This is a genomic window from Pseudoruegeria aquimaris (genome assembly GCF_900172235.1).
GTDB classification, from domain to species: Bacteria; Pseudomonadota; Alphaproteobacteria; order Rhodobacterales; family Rhodobacteraceae; genus Pseudoruegeria; species Pseudoruegeria aquimaris.
On record NZ_FWFQ01000015.1, the window covers coordinates 22,842 to 42,356 of the forward strand.

At 66.3% G+C, this 19,515-nt stretch carries 20 protein-coding genes; all 20 read right to left on the reverse strand.

Features of this window, described 5'->3' with window-relative positions; all coding sequences use genetic code 11:
* Positions 1-30: 30 nt before the first annotated feature.
* The gene (locus tag PSA7680_RS11240; RefSeq protein WP_085868813.1) at positions 31-1,698 is read right to left on the reverse strand and encodes a ribonuclease J; all 1,668 of its coding nucleotides are present in this window, start codon (positions 1,696-1,698) and stop codon (positions 31-33) included.
* A complete protein-coding gene (locus tag PSA7680_RS11245) occupies positions 1,695-2,474 on the reverse strand; it encodes a type III pantothenate kinase (RefSeq protein ID WP_085868814.1) in 780 nt (259 codons plus the stop codon). The genes PSA7680_RS11240 and PSA7680_RS11245 overlap by 4 nt, the downstream gene beginning before the upstream one ends.
* A gap of 26 nt (positions 2,475-2,500) precedes the next feature.
* Complete coding sequence (locus PSA7680_RS11250; protein WP_085868815.1) at positions 2,501-3,256, reverse strand: biotin--[acetyl-CoA-carboxylase] ligase; 756 nt, start codon at positions 3,254-3,256, stop codon at positions 2,501-2,503.
* Positions 3,246-4,685, reverse strand: coding sequence for an NADH-quinone oxidoreductase subunit NuoN (gene nuoN / locus PSA7680_RS11255; protein WP_085868816.1), 1,440 nt, complete (start codon positions 4,683-4,685; stop codon positions 3,246-3,248). Before nuoN ends, PSA7680_RS11250 begins: the two co-directional genes overlap by 11 nt.
* Before the next feature lie 12 nt (positions 4,686-4,697).
* Positions 4,698-6,239, reverse strand: a complete 1,542-nt coding sequence (locus PSA7680_RS11260) for an NADH-quinone oxidoreductase subunit M (protein WP_085868817.1) — start codon at positions 6,237-6,239, stop codon at positions 4,698-4,700.
* Entirely contained in the window at positions 6,239-8,428 is a 2,190-nt protein-coding gene (gene nuoL / locus PSA7680_RS11265) for an NADH-quinone oxidoreductase subunit L (RefSeq protein WP_085868818.1), read from the reverse strand. The genes PSA7680_RS11260 and nuoL overlap by 1 nt, the downstream gene beginning before the upstream one ends.
* Positions 8,429-8,432: 4 nt before the next feature.
* Positions 8,433-8,738, reverse strand: a complete 306-nt coding sequence (gene nuoK / locus PSA7680_RS11270; protein WP_085868819.1) for an NADH-quinone oxidoreductase subunit NuoK — start codon at positions 8,736-8,738, stop codon at positions 8,433-8,435.
* Positions 8,739-8,838: 100 nt separating this feature from the next.
* Positions 8,839-9,459: an NADH-quinone oxidoreductase subunit J gene (locus tag PSA7680_RS11275; RefSeq protein WP_085868820.1), complete on the reverse strand. Its 621-nt coding sequence runs from the start codon at positions 9,457-9,459 to the stop codon at positions 8,839-8,841.
* On the reverse strand, positions 9,456-9,887 hold the full coding sequence (locus PSA7680_RS11280; RefSeq protein ID WP_085868821.1) for a carboxymuconolactone decarboxylase family protein: 432 nt from the start codon (positions 9,885-9,887) through the stop codon (positions 9,456-9,458). Before PSA7680_RS11280 ends, PSA7680_RS11275 begins: the two co-directional genes overlap by 4 nt.
* Complete coding sequence (gene nuoI, locus PSA7680_RS11285; RefSeq protein WP_085868822.1) at positions 9,884-10,378, reverse strand: NADH-quinone oxidoreductase subunit NuoI; 495 nt, start codon at positions 10,376-10,378, stop codon at positions 9,884-9,886. Before nuoI ends, PSA7680_RS11280 begins: the two co-directional genes overlap by 4 nt.
* A gap of 1 nt (position 10,379) precedes the next feature.
* A complete protein-coding gene (gene nuoH, locus PSA7680_RS11290) occupies positions 10,380-11,417 on the reverse strand; it encodes an NADH-quinone oxidoreductase subunit NuoH (protein ID WP_085868823.1) in 1,038 nt (345 codons plus the stop codon).
* A gap of 6 nt (positions 11,418-11,423) precedes the next feature.
* Positions 11,424-11,822, reverse strand: a complete 399-nt coding sequence (locus tag PSA7680_RS11295; RefSeq protein ID WP_085868824.1) for a YNQ4 family lipoprotein — start codon at positions 11,820-11,822, stop codon at positions 11,424-11,426.
* 1 nt (position 11,823) lies between these two features.
* Positions 11,824-13,845, reverse strand: coding sequence for an NADH-quinone oxidoreductase subunit NuoG (gene nuoG / locus PSA7680_RS11300; protein ID WP_085868825.1), 2,022 nt, complete (start codon positions 13,843-13,845; stop codon positions 11,824-11,826).
* Complete coding sequence (locus PSA7680_RS11305) at positions 13,842-14,327, reverse strand: DUF3291 domain-containing protein (protein WP_139838623.1); 486 nt, start codon at positions 14,325-14,327, stop codon at positions 13,842-13,844. Before PSA7680_RS11305 ends, nuoG begins: the two co-directional genes overlap by 4 nt.
* Complete coding sequence (locus PSA7680_RS11310; RefSeq protein WP_085868827.1) at positions 14,324-14,680, reverse strand: hypothetical protein; 357 nt, start codon at positions 14,678-14,680, stop codon at positions 14,324-14,326. Before PSA7680_RS11310 ends, PSA7680_RS11305 begins: the two co-directional genes overlap by 4 nt.
* 4 nt (positions 14,681-14,684) lie before the next feature.
* Complete coding sequence (nuoF, locus tag PSA7680_RS11315) at positions 14,685-15,980, reverse strand: NADH-quinone oxidoreductase subunit NuoF (protein ID WP_085868828.1); 1,296 nt, start codon at positions 15,978-15,980, stop codon at positions 14,685-14,687.
* 4 nt (positions 15,981-15,984) lie between these two features.
* The gene (locus PSA7680_RS11320) at positions 15,985-16,215 is read right to left on the reverse strand and encodes a DUF5337 domain-containing protein (RefSeq protein ID WP_085868829.1); all 231 of its coding nucleotides are present in this window, start codon (positions 16,213-16,215) and stop codon (positions 15,985-15,987) included.
* Entirely contained in the window at positions 16,212-17,003 is a 792-nt protein-coding gene (locus PSA7680_RS11325) for a helix-hairpin-helix domain-containing protein (protein ID WP_085868830.1), read from the reverse strand. Before PSA7680_RS11325 ends, PSA7680_RS11320 begins: the two co-directional genes overlap by 4 nt.
* A gap of 150 nt (positions 17,004-17,153) precedes the next feature.
* Positions 17,154-18,218, reverse strand: a complete 1,065-nt coding sequence (gene nuoE / locus PSA7680_RS11330) for an NADH-quinone oxidoreductase subunit NuoE (protein ID WP_085868831.1) — start codon at positions 18,216-18,218, stop codon at positions 17,154-17,156.
* Positions 18,219-18,297: 79 nt separating this feature from the next.
* Positions 18,298-19,512, reverse strand: coding sequence for an NADH-quinone oxidoreductase subunit D (locus PSA7680_RS11335; protein ID WP_085868832.1), 1,215 nt, complete (start codon positions 19,510-19,512; stop codon positions 18,298-18,300).
* Between the last annotated feature and the right edge of the window lie 3 nt (positions 19,513-19,515).

Sequence of the window (19,515 nt, forward strand, 5' to 3'; positions counted from 1 at the left end):
GGGGCAGAGCCCCCCCGCCCCTACACGGCCTCAGACCAGCCGGCTGGTGATCACCGTCACTTCGGGCTTCTTGCCGATTTCCTCCTGCGCGGTGCGGCGGGCGGCGCGGCGCAGCTCTTCCTCGATCCTGTCGTCATCGGTCAGCGTCTTGGCGCCCATGCGCATCATCACCTGCGTCAGTTCGCCCTCCAGCACGTCCGCTAGCGGCGCGCCGGACGCACCGGTTTCGGGCAGGCCCATCAGTTCGACCCAGGGCTCTCCGAGGGGTTCGTCCTCTTCATCGATGATCACCGTCACGATCACGTGGCCGTTGAGCGCCATGCGGATGCGGTCGCGCACCACGCCGTCCATCGCGCCGATCTTCACGGAGCCGTCCAGATAGGTGCGCCCGGTTTCCACGTAGTCCACCACCTGCGGCAGATCGCCGGTCAGATCGAGCATCGTGCCGTTCACCGCCACGGCCGAGGGAATGCCGGACTCCTTGCCGAGCTTGGCGTGTTCGCGCAGGTGGCGGTGTTCGCCGTGCATCGGGATCAGCATCTGCGGCTTGAGGAGGCCGTGCACCGCCTGCAGATCAGGTCGGTTGGCGTGACCCGACACGTGGTAGTCGCCGCCGTGATCGTCCACCACGTCCACGCCCATTTCGGAGAAGGCGTTCATGATGCGGATCACCCCCCGCTCGTTGCCGGGGATGGTTTTGGAAGAGAAGAGGAAGGTGTCGCCTTCCTTCATCTCAAGGCCCAGATATTTGCCGCGGCTCAGCTGGGCTGAAGCCGCCCGGCGTTCGCCCTGGCTGCCGGTCACGATCAGCATCAGGTTCTCGCGCGGGATGTCGGCCGCTTCTTCCGCCGTCACGGTCTTCGGGAAATCGCCGAGGATGCCGGTCTCTTCGCCGGCGGCGATCATCCGGCGCATGGCGCGGCCCAGCAGGCAGACGGAACGGCCCGCCGCCTGCCCGGCCTCGGCCAGGGATTTCAGCCGCGCGATGTTGGAGGCGAAGGTGGTGGCCACCACCATGCCTTCGCAGCGCGCCACCAGTTCCTTCAGCGGCGCGGCAACGCTGGCCTCGGAGCGGCCGGCGTGGGGCGAGAAGACGTTGGTGGAGTCGCAGACCAGCGCCTTCACGCCCGGCTCGGCCACCGAGGCCCAGAGATCCGGATCGAACGGCTCGCCGATCACCGGCGTCTGGTCCAGTTTGAAATCCCCGGTGTGCACGATGCGCCCGGCGGGCGTGTCGATCACGAGGCCGGAGCTTTCCGGGATCGAATGCGAGACCGGCAGGTAGCCGACCTTGAAGGGGCCGGCTTCGATCATCTCGGGGAAGGCGGAGGCCGTACGCACCTCGTCGGCGGGCTGGCCGGCGTCTTCCATCTTGCGGCGGGCGTGCCAGGCGGTGAAGCTGCGCGCGTAGACGGGCTTGCCCAGGCGCTGCCAGAGGTGGCCGACGCCGCCGACGTGGTCCTCGTGGGCGTGGGTGATGAAGATCGCCTCCAGCCGGTCCGCGCGTTCGGCGATCCAACTGATGTCGGGCAGGATCAGGTCCACCCCCGGTGTGCTGTCCATGTCGGGGAAGGTGACGCCCAAATCCACGAGGATGTAGCGTTCCTTGCCCTTCGGCCCGTAGCCGTAGACATAACAGTTCATGCCGATTTCCCCGGCGCCGCCGAGAGGAAGGTAAATCAGTCGATCGTCACTCATGAACTGCCCAGTTCCTTGTTGTATTGGTGGATGACGGTCAGACCATGCATCGTCAGATCGTCCTCGAAATGGTCAAATAGGGCATCGCCCTGCTGGAACAAGGGCGCCAGACCGCCGGTGGAGATCACCTTCATCGGGCGCGCGCGTTCCTCCTTGATCCGGGCACATACGCCATTCACGAGCCCGACGTAACCCCAGAACACGCCGGACTGCATGCAGGCCACCGTGTTGGTGCCCACCACGCGGGCCGGTTTCGTCACGTCCACATGGGGCAGCGCGGCCGCCGCCTCGTGCAGGGCCTGCAGCGAAAGGTTCACGCCGGGCGCGATCACGCCGCCCACGTAGGCGCCGTCGGTGTCCACCACGTCGAAGGTGGTGGCGGTGCCGAAATCCACCACGATCAGATCGCCGCCGTATTTGTTGAAGCCCGCCACGGTGTTCACCAGCCGGTCCGGGCCCACCTGCGTGCCCGCATCCACCCGCACGTCCACCGGCAGGCGGCACTCGGGCTTGCCCACCACGAGGGGGCGGCAGTTGAAGTAGCGGTCCGAGAAGACCCGCAGGTTGAACACCACGCGCGGCACGGTGGAGGAGATGATGACCTCGGTGATGTCGGCCTCGATCTTCTGGAAGTTCATCAGCGTCGAGAGCCAGACGTAATACTGATCCGCCGTGCGCTGGTGCTCGGTGGAGGTGCGCCATGTCGCGATGAAGGACGTGCCGTCCCAGATGGAGAACACGGTATTGGTGTTGCCGCAGTCGATGCAGAGAAGCATGGAAGCCTCCTCGCGCTTGGGGTGATCTAGAAGAAGACGTCCGCCGCGGGGATCGACAGGCGCCCGGAAGCCGTTTTCAACACGAGGTTGCCGGCATTGTCCACCGTTTCGAAAGTGCCCCGGTGGCTTTCGCCCATGGTCCGCGCGGTGATCGGCTCGCCCAGGCGCGCGGCGCGCGCGAGCCAGGCCTCGCGGATCGGGGCGAAGCCGTAGGTGGTGAACTGCGCTTCCCAGCGGGCATAGGCCGGGGCCAGCAGATCGAGAAACTCCTCCGGCGTCACCCGTGCACCGGTTTCGCTCAGCAGGCTGACCGGGGGCGTCGCGCCCTCCTCCACCTCGTCGCGCCCCGGAGCCGCGGCGAGGTTGACGCCGATGCCGATGCAGAGATGCAGCGCGCCGCCGCCGTGGCCGAGGCTCTCCAGCAGGATGCCCGCCACCTTGCCGCCGTTCAGCAGCACGTCGTTGGGCCACTTGAGCGCGAAGGGCGCGGTGCGCCCGGTGGCGGCCACGAAGGCCTCCCACAGCGCCAGAGAGGCCACGAAGGAGCGCAGGGCCACCACGTCGGGCGCCTCGGTGGGGCGCAGCACCAGCGTGGCCGAGAAATTGCCCTCAGGGGCCTTCCAGACGCGCCCGCGCCGCCCGCGCCCGGCGGTCTGGCGCAGGGCGAGGATCCACTCCGGCCCCGCCAGCATGGGCGCGATGCGCGCGGCCTCCGCGTTGGTGCTGTCCACCTCGGCCAGCACGCGCCGGCCGTAGCCGGCCGGCCAGCCGTCAGCGGACAAGGGTTTCCGCCGCCAGCGCGGCCGCCGTGTCCACGCCGAAGAGGTTGAACACGCCGAAGACCATGGCCGCGGCCGAGCCCATCAGGAAGATCCAGAGGATCGGGGAGCCGTTCTTGTCCAGCGCTTCGGTTTCTTCGCCGAAGTACATGAAGTAGACGATGCGCAGGTAGTAGAAGGCGCCGATCACCGAGGCGATCACGCCGGCCACGGCGAGCCAGGCCAGCCCGCCGTCCACGGCCGCGGCCAGCACCGAGAGCTTGCCGAAGAAGCCCACCATCGGCGGCACGCCCGCGAGCGAGAACATCAGCACCAGAAGCGCCAGCGCGCCGGTCGGGTCCGTCTTGGAATAGAGGCTCAGGGCACGGATGTCGCGCACCGGGCGGCCGTCCTTCTCCATGCCGATGATGAAGGCGAAGGTGCCGATGTTCATCGTCACGTAGATCGCCATGTAGATCAGCATCGCCTGCACGCCGGCCTCGGTGCCCGAGGCCAGCCCCATCAGGGCAAAGCCCATGTGGGCGATGGAGGAATAGGCCATCAGGCGCTTGATGTTGGTCTGCCCGATCGCGGCGATGGCACCGAGGAACATGGACGCGACGGACAGCAGCGCGATGATCTGGGACCAATCCCCGACCGCGCCGCCGAAGGCGTCGTGCACGACGCGGGCAAACAGCCCCATCGCGGCCACTTTCGGCGCGGTGGCGAAGAAGGCCGTCACCGGCGTGGGCGAGCCTTCGTAGACGTCCGGCGTCCACATGTGGAAGGGCACGGCCGAGACCTTGAAAGCCAGGCCGGCGGCGATGAAGGCGAGGCCGAAGAGCAGCCCCAGCGGAAGCTGGCCGCCCTGCGCCGTCTGCACGATGCCCGAGAAGAGCGTGGTGCCGGCGAAGCCGTAGGTGAGCGAGGCCCCGTAGAGCAGCAGGCCCGAGGAAAGCGCGCCAAGCACGAAGTATTTCAGGCCGGCCTCGGTGGATTTCACGCTGTCGCGGCGCAAGGAGGCCACGACGTAGAGCGCGAGCGACTGCAGTTCGAGCCCCATGTAGAGCGCCATCAGATCCCCGGCGGAGACCATCATCATCATCCCGACGACCGCAAGCACGATCAGCACGGGGTATTCGAAGCGCAGCAGATCGCGCTTGGCGAGGTAGCCTTCGCTCATCAGCAGGACGGCCGAGGCCGAGAGCAGGATCACCACCTTGGAGAAACGGGCGAAACCGTCGTCCACGAAGGCGCCGCCGAAGGCGGTCTGCACCGGGCCGCCGGAGAGGCCGATCCAGATCGCCACGGCCGCGAAGACGGCCGCCGTGGCCCAGAGCAGCGCCGGCGCTGCCTTGTCCTTCGTGGTGTAGACGGCATAGAGCAGCGCGGCCATGGCATAGACCGCGAGAAAGACCTCGGGCAGGACGATGGCGATATCAGCGGAAATCATCTGTTTCCCCCCTTAGTGCTGCGCGACTTGCGTGGCGGCCGCGCTGTCGAGCGTGGCGAGGTTGTATTGGCTCACGAGGTTCTCCACGGAAGGCCCGATCATGTCGGTCACGAGGCTTGGGTAGACCCCGAGCAGAAGGGTCATCACCACGAGCGGGGCGAAGATCGCCCTTTCGCGGCGGGTCATGTCGGTGATCGACTTCAGGCTCTCCTTGATCAGATCGCCGAAGACGACGCGGCGGTAGAGCCAGAGCGCATAGGCCGCCGAGAGGATCACCCCGCTGGTGGCCACGACGGCGATCCAGGTGTTGACCTGGAACACGCCCATCAGCGTCAGGAACTCGCCGACGAAGCCCGAGGTGCCCGGCAGGCCGACGTTGGCCATGGTAAAGAGCATGAAGATCAGCGCATAGGCCGGCATCCGGTTCACGAGGCCACCGTAGGCGTCGATCTCGCGGGTGTGCATCCGGTCGTAGATCACGCCGACGCAGAGGAAGAGCGCGCCGGAGACGAACCCGTGGGAGATCATCTGGAAGATCGCGCCGTCCACGCCCTGCTGGTTGGCGGCGAAGATGCCCATCGTCACGTAGCCCATGTGGGCCACCGAGGAATAGGCGATCAGCTTCTTCATGTCTTCCTGCACCAGCGCCACGAGCGAGGTGTAGACGATGGCGATGGCGGAGAGCCACAGCACGAAGGGGGCCATGATGTCGCTGGCCACTGGGAACATCGGCAGGCTGAAGCGCAGGAAGCCGTAGCCCCCCATCTTCAGCAGGATTGCCGCCAGCACCACGGAGCCCGCCGTGGGCGCCTGCACGTGGGCGTCGGGCAGCCAGGTGTGCACCGGCCACATCGGCATCTTCACCGCGAAGGAGGCGAAGAAGGCCAGCCAGAGCAGCGTCTGCATGCCGCCGAAGATCTGCCAGCCGAAGAGGCTGATCGTCTCGGAGGAGAACTCATGCGCCAGCAGCTGGGCCATGTCGGTGGTGCCGGCGTCCAGATACATGGCGATCATCGCCACCAGCATCAGCACCGAGCCGATGAAGGTGTAGAGGAAGAACTTGAAGGCCGCGTAGATGCGATCCTTGCCGCCCCAGATGCCGATGATCAGGAACATCGGGATCAGGCCCGCTTCGAAGAAGAGGTAGAAGAGCACGAGATCCAGCGCGCAGAACACGCCGATCATCAGCGTTTCCAGCACGAGGAAGGCAATCATGTATTCCTTCACACGGTGGGTCACATCCCAGCAGGCGAGGATCACGAGCGGCATCAGGAAGGTGGTGAGCAGCACGAAGAGGATCGAGATCCCGTCCACCCCCATGCGGTAGCTCAGGCCGAGGATCCAGGCCTTCTCCTCGACGAACTGGAAGCCCGTGTCCGCGGCGTCGAACCCGACGAGCAGCAGGAGCGAGATCAGGAAGGTCGCGCCCGTGGCCAGCAGCGCCAGCCACTTGGCGTTCTTCTGGGCGTCCATGTCGTCGCCGCGCAGGAAGAAGGCCATGATGAGCGCCGCCAGCAGCGGCAGGAAGGTGATGATCGAAAGGAGGTTGTCCATCAGTTCGCTCCTCCGCCGATCGCCATCCAGCTCACGAGGATCACGATCCCGATGACCATGGCGAAGGCGTAGTGAAACAGGTAGCCCGACTGCGCCCGGCCCGCGAGCCGGGTGAAGAAGGGCACGATTCCCATCGCAAGCCCGTTGATCGCGCCGTCGATCGTGGCCCCGTCGCCCTTCTTCCAGAAGAAGCGCCCCAGCGCCTTGGCCGGGCGGACGAAGAGGAAATCATAGGCCTGATCGAAATACCACTTGTTGAGCAGGAACTTGTAGAGCGGCTCCTGCGCCGTGGCGAGCCGCTTGGGCAGTCTCGGGTTGACGATGTAGAAGAGGTAGGCCAGCGCCAGCCCCAGCACCATGGCGATGAAGGGCGAGACCTTCACCCATTTCGGAGCGTGGTGGGCGTTGTCCATCACGTGGTTGTCCGGCGCCATGAAGATCGCCCCCACAGGGGCCTGGCCGTGGTGCAGGCCGGCCGCGGCTGCGTGATCGCCCTCGCCCTGCGCATCGCCGTGGTCGGCGGCGCCTTCCTTGGCGACGGCGTGAGCCTCGCCTTCGGCCTTGGCGTGATCGTCCCCATGCGCATCCTCGTGATCGCTCCCGTGGTCGTCGCCGTGCGCCGCGCCGTGGCCTTGGGAGGCCTCCGCGTGATGTTCGGGGATGCCGAAGAACCTGTTCACCTGCTCATGGGTGCCGAAGAAGCTGCCGAACCAGATCATCCCGGCGAAGATCGCACCGAGCGACAGCACGCCGAGCGGCACCAGCATCACCATCGGGCTTTCATGCGCGTGGTCATGGGTGTGCTTGTCGCCCCGCGGCTTGCCGAAGAAGGTCAGGAACATCAGGCGCCAGCTGTAGAAGCTCGTCATCGCCGCGGCGACCACCAACATCCAGAAGGCGTAGCTGCCGGCGGCGGACTCCGCCCCGAAGGCGCTTTCGATGATGGCGTCTTTGGACAGGAAGCCCGCGAAGCCGATGTGGGTGAGCGGGATGCCGACACCGGTGATGGCCAGCGTGCCGATCATCATCGCCCAGTAGGTATAGGGGATCTTCGTGCGCAGGCCGCCGTAGTTGCGCATGTCCTGCTCGTGGTGCATCGCGTGGATCACCGAGCCCGCGCCCAGGAAGAGCATGGCCTTGAAGAAGGCGTGGGTGAAGAGGTGGAACATGGCGGCGGAGTAGACGCCCACGCCCGCGGCCACGAACATGTAGCCCAGCTGCGAACAGGTGGAATAGGCGATCACGCGCTTGATGTCGTTCTGCACGAGGCCCACGGTCGCCGCGAAGAAGGCGGTGGAGGCCCCGATGTAGATGATGAAGGTCTGCGCGCCGGGGGCGTATTCGAAGAGCGGCGACATGCGGCAGACGAGGAAGACGCCCGCCGTCACCATCGTCGCGGCGTGGATCAGCGCCGAGACGGGCGTCGGGCCTTCCATCGCGTCGGGAAGCCAGGTGTGCAGGAAGAGCTGCGCCGATTTGCCCATCGCCCCGATGAACAGCAGGAAGCCGATCAGGTTGGCCGCGTTCCAGTCGCGCCACAGGAAATGCAGGTTGGTCTCGGCGAGCGCCGGGCCGGCGGCGAAAACATCGTCGAAGTTGATGCTGTCCACGAGGAAGAACAGCGCGAAGATGCCGAGCGCGAAGCCGAAATCGCCCACACGGTTCACCACGAAGGCCTTGATCGCGGCCGCGTTGGCCGAGGGCTTGCGGTAGTAGAAACCGATCAGCAGGTAGGAGGCCACGCCCACGCCTTCCCAGCCGAAGAACATCTGCACGAGGTTGTCGGCCGTCACCAGCATCAGCATGGCGAAGGTGAAGAACGAGAGATAGGCGAAGAAACGCGGCTTGTAGACCTCGCCTTCCTTCCACTGCGGATCGTGATCCATGTAGCCGAAGCTGTAGAGGTGCACGAGGCTCGACACCGTGGTGATCACGATCAGCATGATCGCGGTGAGGCGATCGAGCCGGATCGCCCAGGCGGTATCGAGGCTGCCGGACTGGATCCAGTCGAGGATGTGGATCTGCGCAAGCGTGCCGTCGAACGTCAGGAATATGATCCAGCTGAAGAAGGCCGAAACGAACAGGAGCCCGGTGGCCACCCACTGGGCGGCGGTCTCGCCGATGATCTTCCAGCCGAAGCCGCAGAGGATGGCGCCGATCAGCGGGGCGAAGAGAACGATGTTTGCCATGCCCTTAGCCCTTCATCACGTTGACGTCTTCCACCGCGATCGTGCCGCGGTTCCGGAAGAAGCAGACGAGGATCGCGAGGCCGATGGCGGCCTCGGCGGCGGCGACGGTGAGCACGAAGAGCGTGAAGACCTGCCCCACCAGATCCCCGAGGAAGGCCGAGAAGGCCACGAGGTTGATGTTCACCGCCAGCAGCATCAACTCGATGCTCATCAGGATCACGATCACGTTCTTGCGGTTCAGGAATAGCCCGAAGATCCCGATCACGAACAGCGCCGCGGCAACTGCCAGGTAATGTTCCAGTCCGACCATGCGTCCCTCGCATCTCGTTGGCAGGTGGCCCTGCCGGTTCGTTTCTTGTCCGGAGCCGCGGCCCCGCATTCTCGCGCGCGCCGGAAAGCGGCGCGCCCCGTTATCCCTCGAGCCCCTGCCCCGGCTTCACGTCGATCACTTCCATCGCCTTGGCTGGATCGCGATACATCTGGGCCAGCACATCCTGACGCTTGATGTCGGTGCGGTGGCGCAGGGTCAGCACGATGGCGCCGATCATGGCCACCAGCAGGATCAGGCCGGCGGCCTGAAAGAGGTAGACGTACTCGGTGTAGATCAGCCGCCCGAGCGCCTCGGTGTTGTGCGCTTCCGAAAGCGCCGGCGTCACGGCGGCGCGCATCCCCTCGGCCTGCTCGGAGAACTGCCAGACGCCGAAGGCCAGCCCCAGTTCCATCAGCAGCACCACGCCGATCAACAGGGCCAGCGGCACGAACTTGGCCATCTCTCCGCGTAGTTCGGCGAAATCCACGTCCAGCATCATCACCACGAAGAGGAAGAGCACCGCCACCGCGCCCACGTAGACGATCACCAGCAGCATGGCGACGAATTCCGCGCCGAGGATCACGAAGAGCCCGGCGGCCGAGAGGAAGGTCAGGATCAGCCAGAGCACCGAATGCACCGGGTTGCGGCTCACGACCACGAAAAGCCCGGCCACCACGGCGGTGATGGCAAAGACGTAAAAGGCGAAATCGGCGACTGTCATTGGCTTCCGTCCTCCGCGGGGGCGGCCTCGCCCCCGTCCGTGAATACGCTCTGGGCGATCTGCAGCGCCTTCGTCATCGCCGGGGTGCCCCCGAACATCGACATCTGCAGGATCACCTCGGCGATCTCCCGCTCGCTTGCGCCGGCTTCCAGCGCGTGGCGGATCGTCAGTTTGAGTTGCGGCTCGGCCTGCGCCCCCAGCACCGTCATCGCGGCGATGTTCAGGAGCAGGCGCGTCTTGCTGTCGAGCCCTTCCGGGTTCAGCGTCTTGCCGAAGGCCATCTCCATGAAGCTCTGGGAGAGCGTGGGCATCAGATCCTCCAAGCCCGAAGCCTTGGCGTAATTGGCCATGGCCGGGTTGAAGGCCTTGGCCATTTCCTGGCTCTGCTCCATGAAAGCCTCGAAGATCTTGGCGAAATCGCTGGTCATCGGTACGGCGCGTCCATTTCGAGGTTGCGGGCGATCTCGGCCTCCCAGCGCTCGCCGTTCTCAAGGAGCTTTTCCTTGGTGTAGAACAACTCTTCGCGGGTCTCGGTGGCGAACTCGAAGTTCGGCCCTTCCACGATGGCATCCACGGGGCAGGCTTCCTGGCAGAAGCCGCAGTAGATGCATTTCGTCATGTCGATGTCGTAGCGCGTGGTGCGGCGGGAGCCGTCGTCGCGGGGCTCCGCATCGATGGTGATCGCCTGCGCCGGGCAGACGGCCTCGCAGAGCTTGCAGGCGATGCAGCGCTCTTCGCCGTTGGGATAGCGGCGCAGGGCGTGCTCGCCCCGGAAGCGCGGGCTGAGCGGCCCCTTTTCATGGGGGTAGTTCAGCGTCGATTTCGGCGCGAAGAAATACTTCAGCCCCAGTTTCATGCCCTGCCAGAAATCCTGAAGCAGGAAATATTTCGCGGCGCGGTTGATGTCGATCTGCGTCATGTCAGCCTCCCACGGTCCAGCGGGCATAGGCGCCCCAGAAAAGCCCGTACTGGGCGAAGAAGGCCACGATCACCACCCAGGCCAGCGAGAGCGGCAGAAAGACCTTCCAGCCGATCCGCATCAGCTGATCGTAGCGATAGCGCGGCGTGATCGCCTTCACCATGGCGAAGAGGAAGAAGAAGAAGGCCATCTTCGCCACCATCCACAGCGGCCCGTCCGGCAGGAAGGGCACCGGCGAGAGCCAGCCGCCGAAGAACAGCAGCGAGGTGAGCGCGCACATCAGGAAGATGGCGATGTATTCCCCGGCCATGAACAGAAGGAACGGCGTGGCGGAATATTCCACCTGGTAGCCCGCCACCAGCTCCGATTCCGCTTCCGGAAGATCGAAGGGCGGGCGGTTGGTTTCGGCGAGGGCCGAGATGAAGAACAGGAAGACCATCGGCAGATGCGGCAGCCAGTACCAGCTGAAGAAGCCATAGGCGCCGTCCTGCGCGCGCACGATATCGCCGAAGTTCATCGAGCCGGTGGAGATGATGACCCCGATGATGATGAGCCCGATGGACACCTCGTAGGAGATCATCTGCGCCGCGGAGCGCAGGGAGCCGAGGAAGGGGTATTTCGAGTTCGACGCCCAGCCGCCCATGATCACGCCGTAGACCTCCAGCGAGGAGACGGCGAAGACGTAGAGGATCGCCACGTTGATGTCGGAGAGCACCCATGTGTCGTTGAAGGGGATCACCGCCCAGGCAATGATGGCCAGCACGAAGCTCGTCATCGGCGCGAGGAAGAAGACGGGCTTGTCCGCGCCGGCGGGCACGACGACTTCCTTCACCACGTATTTCAGCGCATCCGCCACCGATTGCAGCAGGCCGAAGGCGCCCACCACGTTGGGGCCGCGGCGCATCTGCACCGCCGCCCAGATCTTGCGGTCTCCGTAGACGAGGAACAGCAGCGAGATCATCACGAAGCCGATCACCGCAAGGCATTGCGCCACGATGGTCAGGGCGATCCCCGGTCCGGTCGAAAAGAAGTCAGCCATTGTCCCTCACACCGTCGGTATGCCGCTTGCGGCGCAGGATTCCACCTGGGCCCGGGCATCGATTGTCTTCAATCCTTCGGGCAGCGCCGGCGAGATCGTGTAAACGGCATCTCCGTACCAGATCCCTCTTTGCTCTGCCACATTCGTGCGCACGTGGCGCGCGTATCCATAGCCGCGGATGACCGCGTATTGGGCCGCGGCGCAGCGCGCGTAGTCGAACACGTCCTCGTTGTCCCGCGCGCCCCGCATCTTCACGCGGAAACTCACCAGGTCGCCGTCCAGCAGCCGGGTTTCGATCCCCTCGTAGACGGGCTCGAACGGCAGCTCGTCCCGGCTCACCGGCTCCGGCTCCGCGCAGGCGGCCAGCAGCGGCAGCGCTGCGGTTATCGCGAACAAGCCCCGCATTCTACTGCGCCGCCACCTTCGCGGCGCCGCGGTCCGCCGCCATCGCCGCCAGTTCGCCCATCAGCGCAGAGGCGCGGGCGATCGGGTTGGTCAGGTAGAAGCTCTTCACCGCGTTGGTGAAGGCGCCGCTGCCCAAGGGGCCGCCGTTGACGCGCGCGCCCTCGTTCTCGATCACCTCGTCGATCCGCGCCAGGTGCGGCACCGCCTCGATCAGCGCGTTGCGCAGCTGCGCGAGGCTGTCGTAGGGCAGTTGTGCCGCACACTCGGCGGAGAGTGCGCGCAGGATGGCCCAGTTTTCCTTGGCCTCACCCGGCGCGAAGCCGGCGCGCAGCGCCAGTTGCGGGCGGCCTTCGGTGTTGACGAACAGCCCGTTTTCCTCGGTGTAGGCGGCGCCCGGCAGGATCACGTCGGCGCGGTGCGCGCCGCGGTCGCCGTGGCTGCCCTGGTAGATCACGAATGCACCGGGGGCGATGTCGATCTCGTCGGCGCCGAGGTTGTAGATCACGTCGGCGCCCTGCACGGCGGCCATGCCGTCGGCATTCACCGCGCCCACGTCCATCGCGCCCACCCGCGCGGCGGCGGTGTGCAGGATCAGAAGGCCGCTTTCGGTGTTGGCGGCGATCTCCTGCGCGGCGGCCAGAACGGCGGCGCCGTCTTCGCCCTGAAGCGCGCCCTGCCCCACGATCACCAGCGAGGCCTTGCTCTTGATCTCGTCATCGCCGCCCATGGCGACGACCTTCTCAAGCGCCGCGCGATCGGTGCCGGCGTGATGGTAGTCATACGTCAGATCGACGGGCTGCCCGACGAGCGCCACTTCGGCGCCCCGCGCCCAGGCGCGGCGGATGCGGGCATTGAGCACCGGCGCCTCGTCGCGCGGGTTGGTGCCGATCAGCAGGATGCGTTCGGCCGTGTCGATGTCTTCGATGGCGGCGGTGCCGACGTAGCCCGCCCGGTTGCCCGCCGGCAGCTTGGCGCCGTCGGTGCGGCATTCCACGACCCCGCCCTTGGCCTCGATCAGCCCTTTCAGAGCAAACGCAGCCTCCACCGGGGCCAGATCGCCCACGAGGCCCACGAGCTTTTGCGCGCCGTTGATGGCCTCGGCGGCCCTGGCGAGCGCCTCGCCCCATGTGGCGGGCTTCAGCTTGCCGTCCACGCGCACGTAGGGCCTGTCGAGCCGCTGGCGGCGCAGACCGTCCCAGACGAAGCGCGTCTTGTCGGAGATCCACTCCTCGTTCACGCCGTCATGGTTGCGCGGCAGGATGCGCTTCACTTCGCGGCCCTTGGTGTCCACGCGGATGTTGGAGCCGAGCGCGTCCATCACGTCGATGGTTTCGGTCTTGGTCAGCTCCCAGGGCCGCGCCGTGAAGGCATAGGGCTTGGAGGTGAGCGCGCCCACCGGGCAGAGATCGATGATGTTGCCCTGCAGGTTGCTGTCGAGCGTCTGGTTCAGGTAGCTCGTGATCTCGGCATCCTCGCCGCGGCCCGTCTGGCCCATCTGGGTGATGCCGGCCACCTCGGTGGTGAAGCGCACGCAGCGGGTGCAGGAGATGCAGCGCGTCATGTGGGTTTCGACGAGCGGGCCGAGGTTCAGATCCTCCACCGCGCGCTTGGGTTCGCGGAAGCGGGAGAAATCGACGCCGTAGGCCATGGCCTGATCCTGCAGATCGCATTCGCCGCCCTGGTCGCAGATCGGGCAGTCCAGCGGGTGGTTGATGAGCAGGAACTCCATCACCCCCTCGCGGGCCTTCTTCACCATCGGCGAATTGGTGCGCACCACAGGCGGCTGGCCTTCCGGCCCCGGGCGCAGATCGCGCACCTGCATGGCGCAGGAGGCCGCCGGCTTGGGCGGGCCGCCCACCACCTCCACGAGGCACATGCGGCAGTTGCCCGCGATGGAGAGCCGTTCGTGGTAGCAGAAACGGGGAATCTCGATCCCGACCTCTTCACAGGCCTGGATCAGGGTCATCGCCGGATCGACCTCGATCTCACGATCGTCGATGATGATTTTGCGCAGATCGGTCATACCGCCTCCGTCGTTGAGCCCCTGCGGCTCAGATACTTGAAATCATAGGCATTGTCGCTGGCGCCATTGGTCGCGAGCGCATCCAGCCGCGCCTTGCCCTCGGCCAGCGTGGGCCGGTGCCCGGCGGGGATCGGCCAGATCACGTAGGTCGGGCCTTCGCTCTCCTCGAACCACTCCGCGCGGCGGGCAAGGAACTGGCCGTGAACCGTCCGGTGGACGAAATGGACCAGATCCTGCGCCGTTTCCCAGACCGAAAGCGTCACCGCGATGCGGGGATCCTTCGCCATCACCTCGGCCGGGTCGTTCTCGGGCGCCGTCATGCCTGCGTCCGTCAAACGCCAGACGAAGCCCGCGGCGCGGTCCGCCACGCCGTTGACCCTGTCCAGCGCCTCGACGAAGGGCGCCACGACGGGATCGTCCATCCCGGCGCGCAGGCGGCCCCAGTTCATCTGGGCCACGTGATATGCGGCAGGCCCGCTCACCCGGTGCAGCTCCCGGCGAAGGTGATGGCGCCCTCGATGATCGAAAGCTGGCCCAGCGGCGTATCCGGGCCGACGCGCCAGTCGATGTCGGAGGAGCCGTAATACTTGATGCAATGGCGCACGGCCTCGTGGCGCGCGGCCTCCTTGGCCCCCTCGACCGAAGCCGCCGCCGGAGAGACCCGCACGGCGAACTCCCGCCGCGCCTTGCGCTCGGAGCTGAGCTTCGTCTTGAAGGCCACGCCGTCATAGGTCTGTTTCGGCGCGTTGCTGCAGGCCGACAACAGCGCGACCGCCGCCACCAGCGCAGCGCCGCAGATGGCCCCACGGCCCAGGTTCAGGAACACGCCCGCCATCGGCTCACTCCGCCGCAACGGCACTGAAGCGGCCGGTGCGCTTGTGCTTGATGCGGTCCTCGATCTCGTCGCGGAAATGGCGGATCAGACCCTGGATCGGCCAGGCCGCCGCATCGCCGAGGGCGCAGATCGTGTGGCCCTCCACCTGCTTGGTCACGTCGAGCAGCATGTCGATCTCTTCCGGTTCGGCATCACCGCGCACGAGGCGGTCCATCACGCGCATCATCCAGCCGGTGCCTTCGCGGCAGGGCGTGCACTGGCCGCAGCTTTCGTGCTTGTAGAACTTGCTCAGCCGCCAGATCGCCTTGATCACGTCGGTGGACTGATCCATCACGATCACCGCCGCCGTGCCGAGGCCCGAGCGCTGCTCGCGCAGCCAGTCGAAATCCATGATCGCGTCCGTCGCGATGTCCTTCGGCAGAAGCGGCACCGAGGAGCCGCCGGGGATCACCGCTTTCAGGTTGTCCCAGCCGCCGCGCACGCCGCCGCAATGGCGATCGAGCAGCTCGCGCAGCGGGATCGACATCGCCTCTTCCACCACGCAGGGGTTGTTGACGTGGCCGGAGATGGCGAAGAGCTTGGTGCCGGCGTTGTTGGGGCGCCCGAAGGAGGCGAACCAATCGGCCCCGCGGCGCAGGATCGTGGGGATCACGGCGATGGATTCGACGTTGTTCACCGTGGTCGGGCAACCGTAGAGCCCCGCGCCCGCCGGGAACGGCGGTTTCATGCGCGGCATGCCCTTCTTGCCTTCGAGGCTTTCCAGCAGCGCGGTCTCCTCGCCGCAGATGTAGGCACCGGCGCCGTGGTGCAGATAGAGATCGAAATCCCAGCCCGAGCCGGCGGCGTTCTTGCCCAGAAGCCCGTCGTCGTAGGCTTCGTCGATGGCGCGCTGAAGGCACTCGCGCTCGCGGATGAATTCGCCGCGGATGTAGATGTAGCAGGCATGGGCCCCCATCGCGAAGGAGGCGATCAGCGCGCCTTCGATCAGCGTGTGCGGATCGTGGCGCATGATTTCGCGGTCCTTGCAGGTGCCGGGCTCGGATTCATCGGCGTTGATCACGAGGTAGGAGGGCCGGCCATCGCTTTCCTTCGGCATGAAGGACCACTTCAGCCCGGTGGGGAAACCCGCCCCGCCGCGCCCGCGCAGGCCCGAGGCCTTGGCCTCCTCGATGATCCAGTCGCGGCCTTTCTTGATCAGATCCGCCGTGCCGTCCCAATGCCCGCGCTTCTTGGCGCCGGCCAGCGTGCGTTCGTGCATGCCGTAGATATTGGTGAAGATCCGATCCTTGTCCGTCAGCATCGTCTTATCCTTCGTTGTCCCGGCGCTTGCGCCAGATCTGATAGGTCACGACCAGCGCCCAGAAGAAGGCGGCCAGCGCGGCCAGGTCGAACAGGAACACGTAGCGCGCTTCGAGCCCCAGCCGCGGGCCGGCCCATTGGGCACCGAGCCACAGCAGCATCGTCGCCGCGATGACGATGCCCACGAGGCGCGACTGGCGCGCCAGCGCCTTGTCCTGTTCGCCCGGCTGGCTCATCCGGTGGTGCCCTTTCCTGTCAGTTCGCGGGCCTGTTCGACCCACCGTTGCCGCGTGATGCGGCCCTTGCGTTTGAGGGCGAGCGCCTCCGTCAGCGCCTCCACCCCGGCGTCATCGAGCGATGCGAGCTGCTCCAGCCGCGTGATGCCGGCGGCTTCCAGTCTCGAAACTAGCGCGGACGTGATGCCGTCGATCTTCAGAAGCTCGCTGCTGCCGTCGTCGCCGTCCGCCTGCGCGGGCGCTTCGGCGGCCGGCTTTTCGTAGCGCCAGCTGCCCTTTCGGGCGGCCAGTTCCTCTTCGCCGGACAGAAGCGTGCTGCCGCCGTTCGATGCAGGCGCTTGCGCGGCTTCCACTTTCGCGGATTCGACAGGCTCAGGCGCTCCCTGAACGGCGTCTTCCGGATCGGCGGCGACATCCCCGGCCACGTCCACCGCGGGCGCTTCGGCGGCCTCCTGAAGTGCGGGCTCGGGCACCTCCGGGGCGTCCGGCTCGATCTGGCTGCGCACGGCGTCCAGAACGGCGGCGTCCTCGGCCTCGGCCTGCGCCTCGGAGCGCGCGTCGGCCAAGGCGCTTTCGGCCGCTTCACCGGCCTCGCGCAGGGCATCGGCCGCAGCCGTTTCCCCGGCCGGGCCCGCGAAGAGGCGGCCCAGCACGAGGCCGGTCAGAAGGAAGACGACGAGCCCCGCGGCCACGCCCGCGACATCGCCCAGCAGCAGCCAGACCACGGCCCCGGCCACCAGCGCGATGGCCCAGTATTTCAGCGGATTTCCCCGTGTTCTTTCCGTCATGCCCCAGTTTCCCCGTCGATGGTTTCACACGTCCAGACAAAGCCATAGCACGGCTTGCACCCTCCGGTGCAAACCGGGGCGCCGTGGAAGCCCATCTGATGTGCCATTGCCATGCGTGCGATCACCCTTCGTTGCGGAAACAGGCCCCCGTCAGGCGCCCTTGTCCTTGGCGTTTGCGAGATCCCGCGCCTGCGCGATCCAGCCATCCCGTTCGATGCGCCCCTTGAACTTCAGGCGCGCGTCCACCCACGCGATCTCCTCCGGCCCCCAGGCCGCGATCTGATCGAAATGGAAGATGCCCATCTCGTTGAGAAGCCCCTCAAGCTTGGGCCCCACCCCCTTGAGCAGCTTCAGATCATCCGGCCCGCCTTCGCGGGCGGCAGACAGCAGCTCGGGAGCCTGTTCGGGCGCTTCGCCGGCCGTCGCAGGGGCCGGTTCGGAAGCCGGTTCGGCGACCGCTTCGGCGACTGGCGCTGCGGCTTTCTTCGGGCGGGCCGCCTTGGATTTGGAACCCAGCCACGGCGTGACCAGCGGCACCTCGGTGCCGTCGATACGTTTCACGGTATCGCCGATCTCGGTGGCCAGCTGCACCGAGCCGTTGTAGGGCGCGCGCCCCTCGGCGTGCTCGGTCAGGCTGGTAAGCCCGGACAGCGGCTCGGCGGCGTAGCGCCCGTTCTGCGGGCCGGGCGTGGGCACCTTGCCGGCGCGGAATTCATCGATCATCTCGGCGAAACGCTCCGCCGTGAGATCCTCGTAATAGTCCTTGCCGATCTGCGCCATCGGTGCGTTGGTGCAGGCGCCGAGGCATTCGACCTCTTCCCAGCTCAGCTTGCCGTCCTCGGAGATCTGGTGCGGGTTGGGCGCGATCTTTTCCTTGCAGACCGCGATCAGATCCTCCGCGCCGCAGATCATGCACGACGTGGTGCCGCACACCTGGATATGGGCGACTTCGCCCACCGGCTGCAGCTGGAACATGAAGTAGAAGGTGGCCACTTCCAGCGCGCGGATGTGCGCCATGCCCAGCATGTCGGCCACCGCTTCGATCGCCGGCTTGGTGAGCCAGCCCTCCTGCTCCTGCGCGCGCCACAGCAGCGGGATGATGGCGGAAGCCTGGCGGCCTTCCGGGTATTTCGTGATCTGGGCTTCGGCCCAGGCCTGGTTTTCCGGCGTGAAGGCGAAGCTTTCGGGTTGATCCGGGTGAAGACGGCGCAGCATCACTTGCCCCCTTTGAGCCCGTGGCGGCGGCGGGAGCCTCCGGCGGGGATATTTCTGGTCAGAAGATGAGAGAAAGCGGTCATCTGTCGATCTCTCCGAACACCACGTCCATCGTGCCGATGATGGCGGCCACGTCGGCCAGCTGGTGGCCGGTGGCCACGTGATCCATCGCCTGCAGGTGCAGGTAGCCCGGTGCGCGCAGCTTGGCGCGGTAGGGTTTGTTGGTGCCGTCGGCCACGAGGTAGACGCCGAATTCGCCCTTGGGCGCCTCTACGGCGGCATAGACCTCGCCGGCCGGGACGTGGAAGCCCTCGGTGTAGAGCTTGAAGTGGTGAATCAGCGCTTCCATCGAGGTTTTCATTTCGCCCCGCTTCGGCGGGGTGATCTTGCCGCGGGCAAGAATATCGCCCTGCCCTTCGGGCGCACGCAGCTTCTCGATCGCCTGCTTGATGATCTTCAGGCTCTCGCGCATCTCCTGCATGCGGCAGAGGTAGCGATCGTAGCAATCGCCGTTCTTGCCGACGGGAATGTCGAACTCGAACTCGTTGTAGCACTCGTAGGGCTGGGCGCGCCGCAGATCCCACGGCAGGCCCGAACCGCGCACCATGACGCCGGAGAAGCCCCAGTTCTGGATGTCTTCCTCGGTGACCACGCCGATGTCGGCGTTGCGCTGCTTGAAGATGCGGTTCTCGGTCAGAAGGCCGTCGATGTCGTCGAGCACACGGGGGAACTCATCTGCCCAGGCGTCGATGTCGTCGAGCAGTTCGGGCGGCAGATCCTGATGGACACCGCCGGGGCGGAAATAGGCCGCGTGCAGCCGCGCGCCGCAGGCGCGTTCGTAGAAGACCATCAGCTTCTCGCGCTCCTCGAAGCCCCAGAGCGGCGGCGTGAGCGCGCCAACGTCCATCGCCTGCGTGGTGACGTTGAGCAGGTGGTTCAGGATGCGGCCGATTTCGGAATAGAGCACCCGGATCAGCGAGGCGCGGCGCGGCACCTTGACGCCGGTGAGCTTCTCGATGGCGAGGCACCAGGCGTGTTCCTGGTTCATCGGCGCCACGTAGTCGAGCCGGTCGAAATAGGGCAGGTTCTGGAGGTAGGTGCGGCTTTCCATCAGCTTTTCGGTGCCACGATGCAGCAGGCCGATGTGGGGATCGCAACGTTCGACGATCTCGCCGTCCAGCTCCAGCACCAGACGCAGCACGCCGTGGGCGGCCGGGTGCTGGGGCCCGAAGTTGATGTTGAAGTTGCGGATCTTCTGTTCGCCGGTCAGGACGTCTTCGAAATTGCCATCCATGCC